General features: G+C 52.5%; 14 protein-coding genes. 9 read left to right on the top strand and 5 right to left on the bottom strand.

Annotation, left to right across the window (positions count from 1 at the left end; all coding sequences use genetic code 11):
• Window positions 1-36: 36 nt before the first annotated feature.
• Window positions 37-540, bottom strand: coding sequence for a non-heme ferritin-like protein (locus FN082_RS23810; protein ID WP_139536347.1), 504 nt, complete (start codon window positions 538-540; stop codon window positions 37-39).
• A gap of 943 nt (window positions 541-1,483) precedes the next feature.
• Here FN082_RS23810 and FN082_RS23815 point away from each other — a divergent pair.
• The 5 genes from FN082_RS23815 (at window position 1,484) to otsA (ending at window position 7,397) form a co-directional block, all read left to right on the top strand.
• Window positions 1,484-2,464 (top strand): arabinose ABC transporter substrate-binding protein, encoded by a 981-nt coding sequence (locus tag FN082_RS23815; RefSeq protein ID WP_139536346.1) that lies wholly within the window; start codon window positions 1,484-1,486, stop codon window positions 2,462-2,464.
• Window positions 2,465-2,526: 62 nt separating this feature from the next.
• Window positions 2,527-4,041: an L-arabinose ABC transporter ATP-binding protein AraG gene (gene araG, locus FN082_RS23820; protein WP_139536345.1), complete on the top strand. Its 1,515-nt coding sequence runs from the start codon at window positions 2,527-2,529 to the stop codon at window positions 4,039-4,041.
• 14 nt (window positions 4,042-4,055) lie between these two features.
• Complete coding sequence (araH, locus tag FN082_RS23825) at window positions 4,056-5,036, top strand: L-arabinose ABC transporter permease AraH (RefSeq protein WP_139536480.1); 981 nt, start codon at window positions 4,056-4,058, stop codon at window positions 5,034-5,036.
• 158 nt (window positions 5,037-5,194) lie between these two features.
• Entirely contained in the window at window positions 5,195-5,998 is an 804-nt protein-coding gene (otsB, locus tag FN082_RS23830) for a trehalose-phosphatase (protein WP_139536344.1), read from the top strand.
• Window positions 5,973-7,397 (top strand): alpha,alpha-trehalose-phosphate synthase, encoded by a 1,425-nt coding sequence (gene otsA, locus FN082_RS23835; RefSeq protein ID WP_142982507.1) that lies wholly within the window; start codon window positions 5,973-5,975, stop codon window positions 7,395-7,397. The genes otsB and otsA overlap by 26 nt, the downstream gene beginning before the upstream one ends.
• A gap of 28 nt (window positions 7,398-7,425) precedes the next feature.
• Here otsA and uspC read toward each other — a convergent pair whose 3' ends face one another.
• On the bottom strand, window positions 7,426-7,854 hold the full coding sequence (gene uspC / locus FN082_RS23840) for a universal stress protein UspC (RefSeq protein ID WP_139536342.1): 429 nt from the start codon (window positions 7,852-7,854) through the stop codon (window positions 7,426-7,428).
• Window positions 7,855-8,217: 363 nt separating this feature from the next.
• On the opposite strand from uspC, the gene FN082_RS23845 reads away from it, so the two are divergent.
• Window positions 8,218-9,801, top strand: a complete 1,584-nt coding sequence (locus tag FN082_RS23845; RefSeq protein ID WP_139536341.1) for an MFS transporter — start codon at window positions 8,218-8,220, stop codon at window positions 9,799-9,801.
• Window positions 9,802-9,805: 4 nt separating this feature from the next.
• Window positions 9,806-10,945 carry a beta-galactosidase BglB gene (gene bglB, locus FN082_RS23850; protein ID WP_139536340.1) on the top strand — a complete coding sequence of 380 codons (1,140 nt, stop codon included), beginning with the start codon at window positions 9,806-9,808 and terminating at the stop codon, window positions 10,943-10,945.
• A gap of 80 nt (window positions 10,946-11,025) precedes the next feature.
• Here the strand turns inward: bglB and argS are convergent, their stop codons facing one another.
• Window positions 11,026-12,759 carry an arginine--tRNA ligase gene (gene argS, locus FN082_RS23855; RefSeq protein WP_139536339.1) on the bottom strand — a complete coding sequence of 578 codons (1,734 nt, stop codon included), beginning with the start codon at window positions 12,757-12,759 and terminating at the stop codon, window positions 11,026-11,028.
• A gap of 220 nt (window positions 12,760-12,979) precedes the next feature.
• Between argS and FN082_RS23860 the strand changes: the two genes are divergently transcribed.
• Both FN082_RS23860 and cutC read left to right on the top strand, forming a co-directional pair.
• Complete coding sequence (locus FN082_RS23860; RefSeq protein ID WP_142982508.1) at window positions 12,980-13,549, top strand: VOC family protein; 570 nt, start codon at window positions 12,980-12,982, stop codon at window positions 13,547-13,549.
• A 76-nt stretch (window positions 13,550-13,625) separates the two neighbouring features.
• A complete protein-coding gene (gene cutC / locus FN082_RS23865; RefSeq protein WP_142982509.1) occupies window positions 13,626-14,369 on the top strand; it encodes a copper homeostasis protein CutC in 744 nt (247 codons plus the stop codon).
• Between the two features lie 97 nt (window positions 14,370-14,466).
• Here the strand turns inward: cutC and cmoB are convergent, their stop codons facing one another.
• Both cmoB and cmoA read right to left on the bottom strand, forming a co-directional pair.
• A complete protein-coding gene (cmoB, locus tag FN082_RS23870; RefSeq protein ID WP_142463054.1) occupies window positions 14,467-15,492 on the bottom strand; it encodes a tRNA 5-methoxyuridine(34)/uridine 5-oxyacetic acid(34) synthase CmoB in 1,026 nt (341 codons plus the stop codon).
• Window positions 15,489-16,232: a carboxy-S-adenosyl-L-methionine synthase CmoA gene (cmoA, locus tag FN082_RS23875; RefSeq protein ID WP_142463053.1), complete on the bottom strand. Its 744-nt coding sequence runs from the start codon at window positions 16,230-16,232 to the stop codon at window positions 15,489-15,491. Before cmoA ends, cmoB begins: the two co-directional genes overlap by 4 nt.
• Window positions 16,233-16,251 lie beyond the last annotated feature (19 nt).

A 16,251-nucleotide genomic window follows, 5' to 3' on the forward strand; every position in this document is an offset into this window, starting at 1 on the left:
GCGATTTATCCTCGATGGATCTTTACCCGACAAGCGCTAGTTGCGCTGTTTACTGACCAGGTCAAGCAGGTGACGATCGGTCTGCTGTACGCAAGTTCCTGCTTTATCGGCATTGCGCACTTCATCAAGAATGGTTTCCAGAAGCATACCGTCCTGACGTTGTTCTTTAGCAAGCAGGGTCAGAAAGCGTACGGTTGAGTCGTCGCTTTGCGCCTTCGCTTCTTCCGTCAGGCCGGAAAGCATGCTGCTGCGCTGCTGATAATCCGCGACGGTTTGACTAAACAGATCTTCAAGAGAAGTACATTCAGAACTATAGGTTCCTCCTGCTTTAACCACGGGCCAGGCACCTGATTTTTTCATAAAATCAAAGACCCGCATCATCTGCGTTACGCTGGATTGCGCACGGTTACGCAGAAAAGTGGCGGTACCGTTCAACCGGCGCTGAGTACACCATTCACTTAAATGTAGATATAAATTTGAAGTATGGAACTCAAGATTCATCTGGTTATTCAGTTTTTGAACCATTCCTGGAACGACCATAAAAATATCCTTATTCACCTGGGGGAAGACTTGTGCCCTATCCTGATTCATCTCTATCAGGGACTGGATGCGGAATTAAAATGTATGAAAAGTTACGCCGAATAATAATATTCAGAGAATAGTTTGCATGCTTTCTAATTAATCTCGCGTATCAATGTTTATAGAATAGCGCTACATTTTGATTAAGAAAACTCTCAAGCATTGATATTTACGTTTCGTTACAACATTGGTGTTTATCTTTATTTTGATTGATGATTCTAATATTAATTCCTTACATTTTATTTGTATCTATATGATTTAAAAGATTTTTTTTATTGTTTTTTGGCTAATTGTTCGTAGGGGTACGAAATACATTTAAAATGATGGTTTAACCTGTAGTGAATTTGATTTGGTACGTTGGGAAACTGCATTGATGCGCCTTTTTATGTTAAGAATTAAGCAAAGGATAGTGGAAGTTTAAAAAAATGCTGATTTTGTAAAAGCATGACTTCTGGCGAGCAATCTAAAAGAGTTGAAAATGAAAACGCGGTGATACTGCGAGCACGCGTTTTTGAGAAAGATGAAATAAAAGGTTAGATCTGCTGGATTCTTCTGGCAGCAGTGAGTGGAGGTTCCAGCGCGTAATCCTGTGAAGCACCTTTACAGACGCTCGCGCGTTCCACAAGGATAAGTCTGCTGGTGATATAGATGATATTGCTACGGCTGGCGCTAATTGTCTGACAATTAGCGTTTTTTTTATGTCTTTTTTCGCTGTTTTTATGTACACAATTACTGTAATTCCGCGATGTGATTGCGCTCTCGTATGGAGAAATAATTTCTGGTTAATACTATTTTAACAACGGCAGTCATGATTGAGATTTTCCTAATGCCTTGTTTTGCGACCGATTAAAAATTTAAGACTTATTTTTCCCTACATAAAAGCGAATTAAAGCTGGAGTTTACCATGCACAAATTTACTAAAGCGCTGGCGGCGATTGGTCTCGCCGCAGTTATGTCACAATCAGCTATGGCTGAGACGCTTAAGCTGGGTTTTCTGGTGAAGCAGCCCGAAGAGCCATGGTTTCAAACAGAGTGGAAATTTGCCGATAAGGCCGGTAAAGATTTAGGTTTTGATGTGATTAAAATCGCGGTACCCGACGGCGAGAAAACGCTGAACGCCATTGATAGCCTGGCGGCCAGTGGAGCTAAGGGATTTGTTATCTGTACCCCGGACCCTAAGTTGGGCGCTGCCATTGTCGCCAAAGCGCGCGGCTATGATATGAAAGTGATTACCGTTGATGACCAGTTCGTCAACGCGAAAGGTAAACCGATGGATAGCGTACCGCTGGTAATGATGGCGGCCAGCGAAATCGGCGCGCGTCAAGGCCAGGAGCTGTATAAAGAGATGCAAAAACGCGGTTGGGATGTAAAAGATACCGCAGTTATGGCGATCACTTCTGACGAACTGGATACTGCCCGCCGTCGCACCACCGGTTCAATGGATGCTCTGAAAGCCGCCGGTTTCCCGGAGCAACAAATTTATCGCGTACCCACTAAATCGAATGACATTCCCGGCGCTTTTGATGCCGGCAACTCCATGCTGGTTCAACATCCTGGCGTCAAACACTGGCTTATCGTTGGCATGAACGATAACACCGTATTGGGCGGCGTGCGTGCGACAGAAGGTCAGGGCTTTAAAGCAACTGATGTTGTCGGGATCGGTATTAACGGCGTTGATGCCGTGAACGAGCTTTCTAAAGCGCAGGCGACAGGCTTCTACGGTTCGCTGCTGCCGAGCCCGGATATTCACGGTTATAAAACCAGTGAAATGCTCTACAACTGGGTGACGAAAGACGTTGAACCGCCGAAATTTACTGCGGTGACCGACGTGGTGCTGATTACCCGCGACAACTTTAAAGAAGAGCTGGCGAAAAAAGGGCTGTAAGGCCCTGTTGACCGGGCCTCTCGTATTAAGCGGGAGGCTTAGTCCAGAAAAGCGGAGTCGTTATGCAACAGTCTACCCCTTATCTCTCATTTCGCGGTATTACCATGACTTTCCCGGGCGTTAAAGCGCTGTCCGATATTAGTTTTGACTGCTATGCCGGACAGGTTCACGCCCTGATGGGAGAAAATGGCGCCGGGAAATCTACTCTGCTGAAAGTACTCAGCGGCAACTATATACCGACCGCCGGTAGCCTGCATATCAGCGGCCAGCAGATGGCATTTAACCATACCACCGAAGCGTTGAACGCTGGGGTGGCGATTATCTATCAGGAATTGCACCTGATCCCGGAAATGACCGTAGCGGAAAATATCTACCTCGGACAGCTCCCGCACAAAGGTGGGATCGTCAACCGGTCGCTGCTGAATTATGAAGCTGGCTTGCAGCTTAAACATCTGGGGCTGGATATCGACCCGGAAACGCCGCTGAAATATCTCTCTATTGGCCAATGGCAAATGGTGGAGATTGCAAAAGCGCTGGCGCGTAACGCCAAAATCATCGCCTTTGATGAGCCAACCAGCTCTTTGTCTGCGCGGGAAATCGAAAACCTGTTCCGGGTTATTCGCGAGCTGCGCGAGGAGGGGCGGGTCATTATTTACGTCTCTCACCGTATGGAAGAGATTTTTGCATTAAGCGATGCCATCACCGTCTTCAAAGATGGTCGCTACGTGCGCACCTTTGACAACATGCAAGAGGTTAACCACGACGCCCTGGTTCAGGCAATGGTCGGGCGTGAATTGGGTGATATTTATGGCTGGAAGCCGCGTGAGTATGGCAAAGAGCGTCTGCGTCTTGAGCAGGTGAAGGCGCCTGGCGTACGGCAACCTATCACGCTTTCGGTGCGCAGCGGTGAAATCGTCGGCCTGTTCGGGCTGGTGGGGGCCGGACGCAGCGAGCTGATGAAAGGCTTATTTGGCGGCAGCAGAATAACCGGCGGTCAGGTTTATATCGACGGTGAGGCTATCGATATCCGTAAACCCGCTCAGGCGATTCAGGCCGGGATGATGCTGTGTCCGGAAGATCGTAAAGCGGAAGGGATCATTCCTGTCCACTCGGTACGCGACAACATCAATATCAGCGCCCGGCGTAAGCATATTCTTGCAGGATGCGTGATTAACAACGCCTGGGAAGCGGAAAACGCTGACCAGCATATCAAATCGCTCAATATCAAAACGCCGGGCCCAGAGCAGTTGATTATGAACCTCTCTGGTGGCAATCAGCAGAAAGCTATTCTTGGCCGCTGGCTGTCGGAAGAGATGAAAGTGATCCTGCTTGATGAGCCAACGCGCGGCATTGATGTGGGAGCTAAACATGAAATCTACAACGTTATCTACGCATTAGCGGCATCAGGCGTCGCGGTGGTATTTGCCTCCAGCGATTTACCCGAAGTCCTCGGCGTTGCCGATCGCATTGTCGTCATGCGTGAGGGGGAAATTGCCGGGGAACTGCTACATGAGCATGCGAATGAACAGCAGGCATTGAGCCTTGCAATGCCCAAAGTGAGCCAGGCTGTCGCCTGAGTAAGGAGTTTATGATGTCATCAGTTACCACTTCAGGTACTACCCGGTCAGCTTTCAGCTTCTCCCGTATCTGGGATCAGTTCGGCATGCTGGTTGTTTTCGCGGTGCTGTTTATTGGCTGCGTGATTTTTGTGCCCAATTTTGCTTCGTTTATTAATATGAAAGGCCTGGGGCTGGCCATTTCTATGTCCGGAATGGTGGCCTGTGGGATGTTGTTTTGCCTGGCATCCGGCGATTTTGACCTGTCGGTCGCTTCGGTTATTGCCTGTGCCGGGGTGACCACGGCAGTGGTGATTAACCTGACTGAAAGCATGTGGATTGGTATCGTAGCCGGTCTGCTGCTCGGCGCGTTGAGCGGGCTGGTAAATGGTTTTGTGATTGCCCGCTTAAAGATTAACGCCCTGATTACCACCCTTGCAACGATGCAAATCGTCCGCGGTCTGGCCTATATTATCTCTGATGGTAAAGCGGTTGGAATTGAAGATGAGCGCTTCTTTACCCTGGGTTATGCTAACTGGTTTGGCCTGCCTGCGCCTATCTGGCTGACCGTTGCCTGCCTGATTATCTTTGGTCTATTGCTGAATAAAACGACCTTTGGTCGCAATACCCTGGCAATTGGTGGTAACGAAGAGGCAGCTCGTCTGGCGGGTGTTCCCGTTGTTCGTACCAAAATTATCATTTTTGTGCTTTCCGGCCTGGTTTCGGCGGCGGCGGGGATTATTCTGGCCTCGCGTATGACCAGCGGCCAGCCGATGACGTCAATTGGCTATGAGCTGATTGTGATTTCAGCCTGCGTGCTGGGAGGCGTATCGCTGAAGGGGGGGATCGGTAAGATCTCTTACGTGGTGGCCGGGATTTTGATTCTCGGGACAGTAGAGAATGCGATGAACTTGCTGAATATTTCGCCGTTCTCACAGTACGTCGTGCGTGGTGTGATTTTGTTAGCAGCAGTCATCTTTGACCGTTACAAACAAAAAGCGAAACGTACCATTTAACTCGCCCAACTTTTCAGTTTAATCCTAAACCATCGCCAGCGCCCGTTGCGCTGGCGATGACTATCAAAAATGGCGAGGTTGGTCACACTGTCTATACTTACATGGCTACAATAATTTAACACCCAGCGTGTTGCTGGCCATGATAAGGAGGAAACAGAGTGGCTGACCAGATTTCTGTACCGCCTGCGTTAACCGGAAATTATGCTTTTTTCTTTGATCTCGACGGTACTCTTGCCGGTATCAAACCCCATCCCGATCAGGTGATCATTCCTGCTGACGTTCTTCAAACGCTGTGGCAGCTTGCGCAGCAGCAAAGTGGTGCGGTGGCATTGATTTCAGGGCGCTCAATGGTTGAACTCGATGGGCTTACCCGTCCTTACCAGCTGCCGCTTGCTGGTGTTCACGGGGCTGAACGCCGTGATATCAATGGTAAAACGCATATTGTCTCGTTACCTGATTCACTGCTTAAGGCACTGTCTGCTGAACTGATGAAAGAGCTGGATGCCTTGCCGGGATGCGAACTGGAAAGTAAGGGAATGGCTTTCGCTCTGCACTATCGGCAGGCTCCGCAGCAGCAGCACGCGGTGCTGGCGCTGGCACAAGCTATCGTACAGCGCCACCCTATTCTGGCTTTACAGCCGGGTAAGTGCGTCGTGGAAATCAAACCGCGCGGAGTGAATAAAGGTGAAGCGATAGCCGCTTTTATGCAGGAAGCACCATTCAAAGGGCGTAAGCCGGTTTTTGTCGGTGATGACTTAACCGATGAAGCGGGCTTTAGCATCGTTAATCAGCTGGATGGCGTATCGGTCAAAGTGGGTGGTGGTGAAACTCAGGCGCGCTGGCGCTTGCCTGATGTGGCCGCCGTGCATCTTTGGATGAGTCACATCGCGAATCATGGGCAACAACCAGATGCGCTAACCGACAGGAGAGATGGCTATGAGTCGCTTAGTCGTAGTATCTAATCGTATTGCCCCACCGGATGATAAAAAGGCCAGCGCCGGTGGTCTGGCCGTGGGAATTATGGGGGCATTAAAAGCTGCCGGAGGATTGTGGTTCGGCTGGAGCGGGGAAATTGGCGACGACCAGCAGCCGTTGAAAAAAGTGACACGGGGTAATATTACCTGGGCTTCTTTCAATCTTAGCGAGCAGGATCATGATGAATACTACAATCGCTTTTCCAATGGCGTTTTGTGGCCCGCATTCCATTATCGCCTCGACCTTGTCGATTTTCAGCGCGATGCCTGGGAAGGGTATCAGCGCGTGAACGCCACGCTGGCTGATAAGCTGCTACCGCTCATAGAATCTGACGACATTGTCTGGATCCACGATTACCACCTGCTGCCGCTGGCCGCTGAACTTCGTCAGCGCGGGGTAAATAATCGCATTGGCTTCTTTTTACATATTCCGTTCCCGACGCCGGAGATCTTCAACGCGCTACCTCCCCACGCGGAGCTGCTTGAGCAGCTTTGTGATTACGACCTGCTGGGGTTCCAGACCGAGAGCGACCGACTGGCGTTTCTCGATAGCGTATCAATGCAGACTCGGTTAACCACTCGCGGTGGGAAGAAACACATTGCCTGGGGCAAACCTTTCCATACCGCAGTCTACCCGATAGGCATCGATCCCGCTGAAATCGCGCAGAGCGCAAAGGGGCCGCTGCCGCCTAAGCTGGCGCAGCTTAAAAGCGAACTTAAGAGCGTGCAAAATATCTTTTCCGTCGAGCGCCTGGATTACTCGAAAGGGTTGCCGGAGCGGTTTCTGGCCTACGAGTCTCTGCTGGAGAACTATCCGCAGCATCACGGTAAGATTCGCTATACCCAGATTGCGCCGACCTCGCGCGGCGATGTGCAGGCTTATCAGGACATTCGCCATCAGTTAGAAACCGCGGCCGGACGAATTAACGGGCAGTATGGTCAACTGGGCTGGACGCCGCTTTACTATCTGAACCAGCATTTTGAGCGCAAGCTGTTGATGAAAATTTTCCGCTACTCTGACGTGGGTCTTGTCACGCCGCTGCGCGATGGTATGAATCTGGTTGCGAAAGAGTATGTCGCCGCGCAGGACCCGCAAAACCCGGGGGTGCTGGTATTGTCACAGTTTGCCGGCGCGGCGAACGAGCTGCCAACAGCATTAATTGTGAACCCATACGATCGCGATGAGGTTGCCGCGGCGCTTGACCAGGCATTAACTATGCCGCTGGCCGAGCGTATTGCTCGTCATTCGGCCATGTTAGCCGTGATCAAAGATAACGATATTCATCGCTGGCAGGCGCGGTTTATTGATGATTTAAAGGAGATTGAGCCAGGGAGTGAGGAGAGTCATTTAGAGCGTAAGGTCGCGACCTTCCCCAAACTCGCCTGAGGCAACAAGGGCTAGCGCTTCTCCGGCGCTAGCCCTTTTCCAGACAGACCAGCAGCACGTCAACGCCGCTGCTGCCGACAATATCCTTCGCCGAGCAGGTCGCGCGAGAAAACAGACTCTGGTTGTGGTTACCGCAAATCACCAGATCAACGCGATGCTGCTGGCAAAAATCCTTCACGTGATGACCAAGCCCGCCGCTGGCGATGGTCATTTTCTCGATAGGGTAATCGGCGTGGTGGGCCAGCTCGGCCAGAAAACCGCGCGTCTCTTCCTGCATGATTTCTCGTAAATTCTCCATCATCGGCGCGGCGAACTGGTTATACAGTTCCGGGTCCGTCGCCAGCGTAATCAGGCTGACTTTCGCATTAAACGGACGGGCGATCGATACGGCTTTCTGAATAAGCACCCGGCTTTCCGGGGTTGGCGCAACGGCGACCAGCAGATGTGAGTAGGGCATCTAGCCTCCTTGAGATACGCAAAATAACCGTTTTCTATTGTCTTTACTCCGAATCCTTAGTTTCCGCAAGGCTTATTAACGTTTGAAATTACGGGCCATAGACTATTCGCTGACAAACGACTTTGAATGTCCAGCCTCGATTTTGGTCCGATCTTTTGTATTAAAAGAAACGACGTTTTATAAATAAGTGAAGCGTGTTCTATCACTCTTTGTGTTTTTGCCACGGAAGGGGTTGGGCTGGCAAAAATGAAAAGGTAACGCCGTTCCCATGTTCTTACTGTAGCCATGTATCAACTCCGTTTTGGCTGAAGCAGTCAAAAAGAGAGTCGGAGTTCTCTCAAAAAAGACACAGGATTTACGGCGATGAAAACACGTAAAATCGGTTTGGCTCACTACTTTGCCTATGGATCGGGCGATTTCCTTGGGGCGGGGACCACTGCACTCACCGCAGCATGGCTGCTCTACTTCTACACCACTTTTTGCGGCCTCTCTCCCATTGAGGCGACGCTTATTTTTGCTACTGCCAGAGTGCTGGATGCGGTGATCAGTCCGCTGATGGGATTCCTGACGGATAACTTTGGCTCGACCTGGCTGGGTAAACGTTTTGGCAGACGTAAGTTCTTTATCCTGCTTGGTATCCCTTGCGTCTTTAGCTACTCCTTTATGTGGGTAGGAGACATGGGCTTCTGGTACTACCTGCTGACTTATCTGCTGTTTGATATTGTCTACACCATGATTCTGGTGCCGTATGAAACGTTGGTGCCGGAAATGACCGATGACTTTAAACAGAAGACCAAATTCTCCGGTGCGCGTATTTCGATGGCGCAGATGTCGGCGATTCTGGCTTCCTTCCTGCCGGGCGTCCTGCTGACTATCTTCGGTAAGGATAATGCGGTCTCTTTCTTCTATGCGAGTCTGGTGTTCTCGGTACTGTGCGCAATGATGCTGACCTTTGTCTGGTTCTTTACCTGGGAGCGCCCGCGAGAAGAGTGGACGGAAGCGGCGCTACGGGCAGAAGAGGAGAAGCAAAACCTGACCCTGTCCCAGAGCCTTAACCGCCTGTTTATTGAGTTAAGCTCCACCTTGCGGATTAAGATTTTCCGCCAGCATCTGGGCATGTATTTGGGAGGCTATATCGCTCAGGACGTGTTCAACGCGGTCTTTACCTACTATGTGGTGTTTGTGCTGATGCAGGAAGCCTCAATGGCCTCAAACCTGCTTGGCACCATGGCAATCTTCCAGTTTATTGCGGTTATCGCCATGATCCCGCTGTGCATCCGCTTCGGACCCGCGCCGTCTTATCGCATGGTGGTTGTGCTGTTCGGCCTGAGTTCACTCTCTTACGCGATGCTGTACTACGCTGGCCTCAGCGATGTTTACTCGCTGCTGCTGCTGATTTCCGCTGTTGCTGGTCTGGGGCGAGGTGGGATCAACTACGTGCCGTGGAATACCTACACCTATATTGCTGATGTCGATGAAGTGATTACCGGCCAGCGCCGTGAAGGTATCTTTGCCGGGATTATGACCCTGACGCGTAAAGCTTCTCAGGCGGGCGCGGTGATGCTGGTAGGGATCATTATGCAGATGTCGGGCTTTGTTTCCGGGCAAAAAACGCAACCTTATGATGTGAGCCACACGATCCTGCTGATCCTCAGCGTGGGTACCTTGCTGGTACTGGCCTGCGGTTTTCTCGTTTCCCTGCGTTTTAAACTCAACCTGCAAACCCATAGCGTCCTGCGCGCGGAAACGCTCAAGATGCGTGAATCAGGCCGCGCCCAGCCGGAACTGGCAAGCGAACAGGATCGTGAGGTGGTGGAGATTCTGGCCGGTATGCCGTACGACTTCCTTTGGGGAAACAACAACATCGGTTATCTGAACCGCAATAAACCCGCCGCGCCAGCGCTGAAGCAGCGTTCTGCATTGAATTCGACATATAACAGAGGTTAAGGATATGAAAGTTTGGCCTGTCAAACATAGCCCGCTGCTGTGCCAGCCGGAGCGTTTTATCGCCCGCAATGAGCTGCAAGCGCTGATCCAGAAGGTGACGCATAATCTGGTTAATATTCAGGATAAAAGCGGGCAATTTTTACTGCGGCTGGACGACGGGCGCATCATTGACACCAAAGGCTGGAACGGCTGGGAGTGGACCCACGGGGTAGGCCTGTACGGTATTTATCAGTATTACCAGCAGACGGGTGATATTGCGATGCGCGACATTATCGACAGCTGGTTTGCCGATCGCTTTGCTGAAGGAGCAACCACCAAAAACGTTAATACGATGGCGCCATTTCTGACACTCGCCTACCGGTATGAGGAGACGGGTAATACTGCGTATCTACCCTGGCTTGATAGCTGGGCAGAGTGGGCGATGCGCGATATGCCGCGTACTGAGTTTGGCGGCATGCAGCACATCACCCTGGCGGAAGAGAACCATCAGCAAATGTGGGACGACACGTTGATGATGACCGTCCTGCCGCTGGCCAAAATCGGCAAGCTGCTCAACCGCCCGGAATATGTAGAAGAAGCGGTATATCAGTTCCTGCTACACGTACAGAACCTGATGGACCGCGAGACCGGTCTGTGGTTTCACGGCTGGAACTACGAGGGGCAGCATAATTTTGCCAGGGCTCGTTGGGCACGCGGCAATAGCTGGCTGACGATTGTGATCCCGGATTTCCTTGAGCTGGTGGATTTACCGGAAAGCAGCGCCGTTCGCCGTTATCTGGTGCAGGTGCTGAATGCGCAGATCGCGGCGCTGGCCCGTTGCCAGGACGACAGCGGCCTGTGGCATACGCTGCTTGATGACCCGAACTCCTATCTGGAAGCGTCGGCCACCGCCGGTTTTGCCTATGGGATCCTGAAGGCGGTGCGCAAGCGCTATGTGGACCAGGAGTATGCGGAGGTAGCGGAGAAAGCGATTCGCGGTATCGTGCAGAATATCTCTCCAGAGGGGGAATTACTGCAAACCTCATTCGGTACCGGGATGGGGTCGAATCTCGATTTTTATCGGGAAATTCCGCTCACCTCAATGCCTTACGGCCAGGCAATGGCGCTCCTGTGTCTGACGGAGTATCTGCGGAAGTATTTTTGATCTGGGGAAAGGAAACGTAGGCCGGGTAAGGCGTTAGCCACCACCCGGCAAACCCGGCGTTTGCCGGGTTTTCCTGCAAATTACATGCGCTCTACGGTTTCAATACCCAGGGTATCCAGACCCAGCTTCAGGGTTTTCGCCGTCAGCAGAGCCAGCTTCAGGCGACTATTGCGTGTCTCTTCGCTTTCTGCGCTCAGGATTGGGCAGTGCTCGTAGAAGCCGGAGAACAGACCCGCCAGATCGTACAGATAAGAGCACATCACGTGCGGAGTGCCTTCACGTGCGACAACGGTTAGCGTTTCTTCAAACTGCAGCAGACGGGCAGCCAGTTGGGCTTCACGGTCTTCGGTGATAATAACCGGAGCCGCCGCCAGCGCGCTTTCATCAATATCCGCTTTACGGAATACCGAGAGCACGCGGGTATAGGCATACTGCATGTAAGGCGCGGTGTTGCCCTCGAATGCCAGCATGTTGTCCCAGTCGAAGATATAGTCGGTGGTCCGATTTTTCGACAGATCGGCGTATTTCACCGCGCCAATCCCGACGGCGTTCGCCAGTTTTTCCAGCTCTTCGGCAGGCATATCCGGGTTTTTCTCTGCTACCAGGCGGCGAGCGCGCTCCAGCGCTTCATCCAGAAGGTCTGCGAGCTTCACGGTACCACCGGCGCGGGTTTTGAACGGTTTGCCGTCCTTGCCGAGCATCATGCCGAACATATGGTGCTCCAGCGGAACGGAATCCGGCACGTAGCCTGCTTTACGCACGATGGTCCACGCCTGCATCAGGTGCTGGTGCTGACGTGAATCAATGTAGTAAAGCACGCGGTCGGCATGCAGGTTTTCGTAGCGGTATTTTGCACAGGCAATGTCGGTAGTGGTGTAGAGATAGCCGCCATCCTTCTTCTGGATGATAACGCCCATCGGTTCGCCTTCCTTGTTTTTGTACTCATCAAGGAATACTACGGTCGCGCCTTCGCTCTCGACTGCCAGACCTTTAGCTTTCAGGTCGGCAACGATACCTGGTAGCATCGGGTTATACAGACTTTCACCCATCACGTCGTCGCGGGTCAGAGTGACGTTCAGGCGGTTATAGGTTAACTGGTTCTGCGACATGGTAATGTCTACCAGCTTGCGCCACATTTCGCGGAAATACTCGTCGCCGCCCTGCAGCTTAACCACGTAGCTACGCGCGCGTTCGGCGAAGGCTTCATCTTCATCGTAGTGTTTTTTCGCTTCGCGATAGAAACCTTCGAGGTCCGCCAGCGCCATTTCGCCGGCGTTTTCCTGCTGCTGTTTTTCCAGGTACGCGATAAGCATGCCGAACTGGGTGCCCCAGTCGCCCACGTGGTTAGCGCGGATCACGTTATGGCCGAGAAATTCCAGCGTGCGCACTGCGGCATCACCAATAATGGTCGAGCGCAGGTGGCCTACGTGCATCTCTTTCGCCACGTTCGGCGCGGAGTAATCGATAACGACGGTCTGCGCCTGCGGCTGAGCAACGCCCAGACGTTCTGATTTCAGCGCGCTGCTGACGTTTTCCGCCAGGAATAGCGGATCGAGGAAAATATTGATAAAACCCGGACCGGCGATTTCAACTTTGTTAGCAATCCCGTTCAGGTCGAGATGAGACAGTACCTGCTCTGCAAGTTGTCGCGGCGCCATGCCCAGTTTCTTGGCAACGGCCATGACGCCATTGGCCTGATAGTCACCGAACTGGACTTTTGCTGACTGGCGAACCTGAGGTTCGCAATCAGCAGGGGCGCCTGCCGCGATCAGGGCCTGGCTGACTTTTTCTGAGAGAAGAGCCTGAATATTCACCGGAATACCTTACGTTTAACACGCCGTCACCCCGGAGGGGCGGCGCTGGGATGTGGACAAATTAGGGCAGGAGTATACTGCATTTGCATCTATGCGTCAGCACCGCGCATAGCTTGCTCAGTCGCGCGCTCAACGAATAATCGTTCACAGAGTATTGCGGGTTGGTCAGCCCGGGGAAACGCGATAGATTAGCGCTTTTGAGTGAGTATCGGGGCTTATCATGGCGAACTGGCAACAAATAGATGAACTGAACGACATTTCCGCGGACCTGCCGCGTTTCACCGAAGCGCTAAATGCGCTTGCTAGCCGGCTTGGTCTCAATATTGCGCCGCATGATGCCGACCATATTTCCCTGCGCTGCCACCAGAATACGACGGCAGAGCGCTGGAGGCGCGGCTTTGAACAATGCGGTATGCTGCTGTCGGAGAATATCATCAACGGTCGCCCGATCTGTTTATTTAAACTGGACGAGCCAATTTGCGTGGCGCACTGGCGTTTTAGCGTCGTTGAGCTGCCGTGGCCGGGTGAGAAGCGCTACCCGCATGAAGGCTGGGAGCATATCGAAATTGTTCTGCCCGGCGAGCCTGAAACGCTGAATTCTCGGGCGCTGGCGCTGCTTTCCGATGAGGGGCTTAGCCAGCCGGGTATTTTTGTGAAGACCAGTTCGCCGAAAGGGGAGCATGAACGTTTACCAAATCCCACTCTGGCAGTCACGGATGGAAAGGTGACGATCAAATTTCATCCGTGGTCGATTGAGCAAATTGTCGCCAGCGAACAATCTGAACGCTGACAGTGTGAAGTGACACTGTGTCTACATGAATAAATCGTGAGATTCTGTCATGTCTGCGATGTCTACGGAGAAAAGAATGACCATACTGGAAGTCTGCTGTTACAGCATGGAGTGCGCGCTGGAGGCTCAGCGTAGCGGTGCCGATCGCATTGAACTGTGCGCCGCGCCGCAGGAAGGCGGCCTGACGCCTTCGCTGGGCGTTATTAAATCGGTTCGTGATACGGTGACGATCCCCGTTCATCCGATTATTCGTCCGCGCGGCGGTGACTTTTGCTACACCGCAGGCGAGTTTGCCGCGATGCTGGATGATGTGGCTGCGGTGAAAGAACTCGGTTTTCCCGGTCTGGTTATTGGTATCCTGGATGCCGACGGTCAGGTTGATAGGGTGCGCATGGAAAAAATAATGACGGCGGCGGGAACGCTGGCCGTGACCTTTCATCGGGCGTTCGATATGTGCGCTGACCCTCGCCAGGCCTGCGCTGAGCTGTCAGAACTCGGCGTTCAGCGCATCCTGACATCGGGGCAGCAGGCCTCGGCTGAAAAAGGAATTTCATTAATCAGGGAACTTATTGCGCGAAGTGATACTCCAATCATTATGGCTGGGGCAGGAGTGCGCGCCGCCAATTTAGCGGTGTTTTTGCAGGCCGGAGTAAAAGAAGTGCACAGCTCGGCAGGTCAGTGGTTACCGTCCCCGATGCGCTTTCGCAATCCCGGATTATCGATGTCAACCGATGCAAGCGCAGATGAGTATTTACGCTACGCCGTCAATGGCGAAGCGGTCGCGGAAATGAAAAGTATTATTACCGCACAGAGAAATTAAACCGTTTTTTGCTGCACATCATGTCGCCCAATATGATGATTGCCCGTACCAGGCCCCTGCCCATTAAACAGGGGCCTTTTTTTATCCGGAGAATGCCTTAGCCTGGCTGTTTATCGGCGCGCTTCTTTTTCGCCGCCAGAGACTGTTCTGTTTCAGGTTTGGTCGCAATAATGACCGCGCGCAGCGGGGCTGGGTAGCCTTCAAGCGTTTTGCTGCTGTCGTTCGGGTCGAGGAATTCGGCCAGCGATTCGGTTGTCATCCACTCGGTACGGCGCTGTTCGTCGGTGGAGGTCACGCAGGCGTCAACGATTCGCACATCGATAAACCCGCATTTTTCCAGCCACTGCTTCAGCGCCGCAGCTGACGGGATAAAGTAGACGTTGCGCATTTGCGCATAGCGATCGCCAGGCACCAGAACGGTGTTTTCATCACCTTCAACCACCAGCGTTTCAAGTACCAGCTCGCCGCCGGGAACCAACTGATCTTTGAGCTGCCACAGATGATCGAGCGGCGAGCGGCGATGGTACAGCACGCCCATCGAAAATACAGTATCAAAGGCATTCAGCGCCGGTAGCTGCTCAATTCCCAGCGGCAGCAGATGCGCGCGCTGGTCGTTGCCCAGCAGTTTACGTACCGCTTCAAACTGGCAAAGAAAGAGCTGCGTTGGGTCGATGCCGACCGCCAGACGAGCGCCAGCGCCAATCATGCGCCACATATGGTATCCGCTACCGCAGCCAACATCGAGAATAGTGCGGCCGGTCAGGTCCGAAAGATGCGGCAGCACGCGATCCCATTTCCAGTCGGATCGCCATTCGGTATCGATATCCACCCCGTAAAGCGAATAAGGCCCTTTACGCCACGGCATCAAATTCTTCAGCAGGTTTTCAATGCGCAACCGCTGCCCCTCGCCGAGTGGCGTTTCGCTCTCGGCGGTGACGCTGTGCAGCAGATCCAGACGGTAGGGGTCAAATTCAGGCAGGAATTCAACAGCGCGTTCCCATTCACGATATTTACCGTGCAATGATTCACGTTGCCAGGCGGCAACCTGAGCGGGCAGCGTCTCCAGCCAGTGCGACAGCGGGCTTTTGGCAATCAATTGATAAAAGTTGCTGAAATCAATCATGCCTGTTCCCCGGATTTTACGGCGATCAGCGATCCAAAGTTAAAGCACTGGAACCATAGTTCAGCATGTTCAAACCCGGCTTTACGCAGGCGTGCCTTGTGGGTTTCCACGGAATCGGTGAGCATCACGTTTTCCAGCATGCTGCGCTTTTGGCTGATTTCAAGTTCGCTATAGCCGTTGGCGCGTTTGAAGTCATGATGCATATTGAACAGCAACTCGCCGACGTTATCATCTTCGAAGCTGAATTTTTCCGACAGCACCAGCGCGCCGCCCGGATTGAGCCCCTGATAGACCTTATCCAGAATGGCCTGACGTTCGCCTGGCTCCAGAAACTGAATCGTGAAATTCAGCACCACCATTGAGGCATTCTCAATGGTGACGTGGCGAATATCGCCTTCAATGACCTCGACCGGCGTCGGTGCTTTATAGGCATCTATATGACGACGGCAGCGTTCGACCATGGCCGGGGAGTTATCAATGGCAATGATTTTGCACCCGGAATGCGCAATGTTGCGGCGGACAGAAAGCGTCGCCGCGCCAAGCGAGCAGCCGAGATCGTAAACCTGGGTGTCTGGCTGAACGAAGCGTTCCGCCAGCATGCCGATCATCGAAATAATATTGGAATAGCCGGGAACAGAGCGCTGGATCATATCCGGGAAGACTTCAGCAACCCGTTCATCAAAGGTCCAGTCGCCGAGACTGGCAATCGGCGCGGAAAAAAGCGTATCGCGGTGAGACATAACGTTAAACCCGAAAAAT

It is taken from the genome of Klebsiella spallanzanii (assembly GCF_902158555.1).
In the GTDB taxonomy this organism is placed as follows: Bacteria; Pseudomonadota; Gammaproteobacteria; order Enterobacterales; family Enterobacteriaceae; genus Klebsiella; species Klebsiella spallanzanii.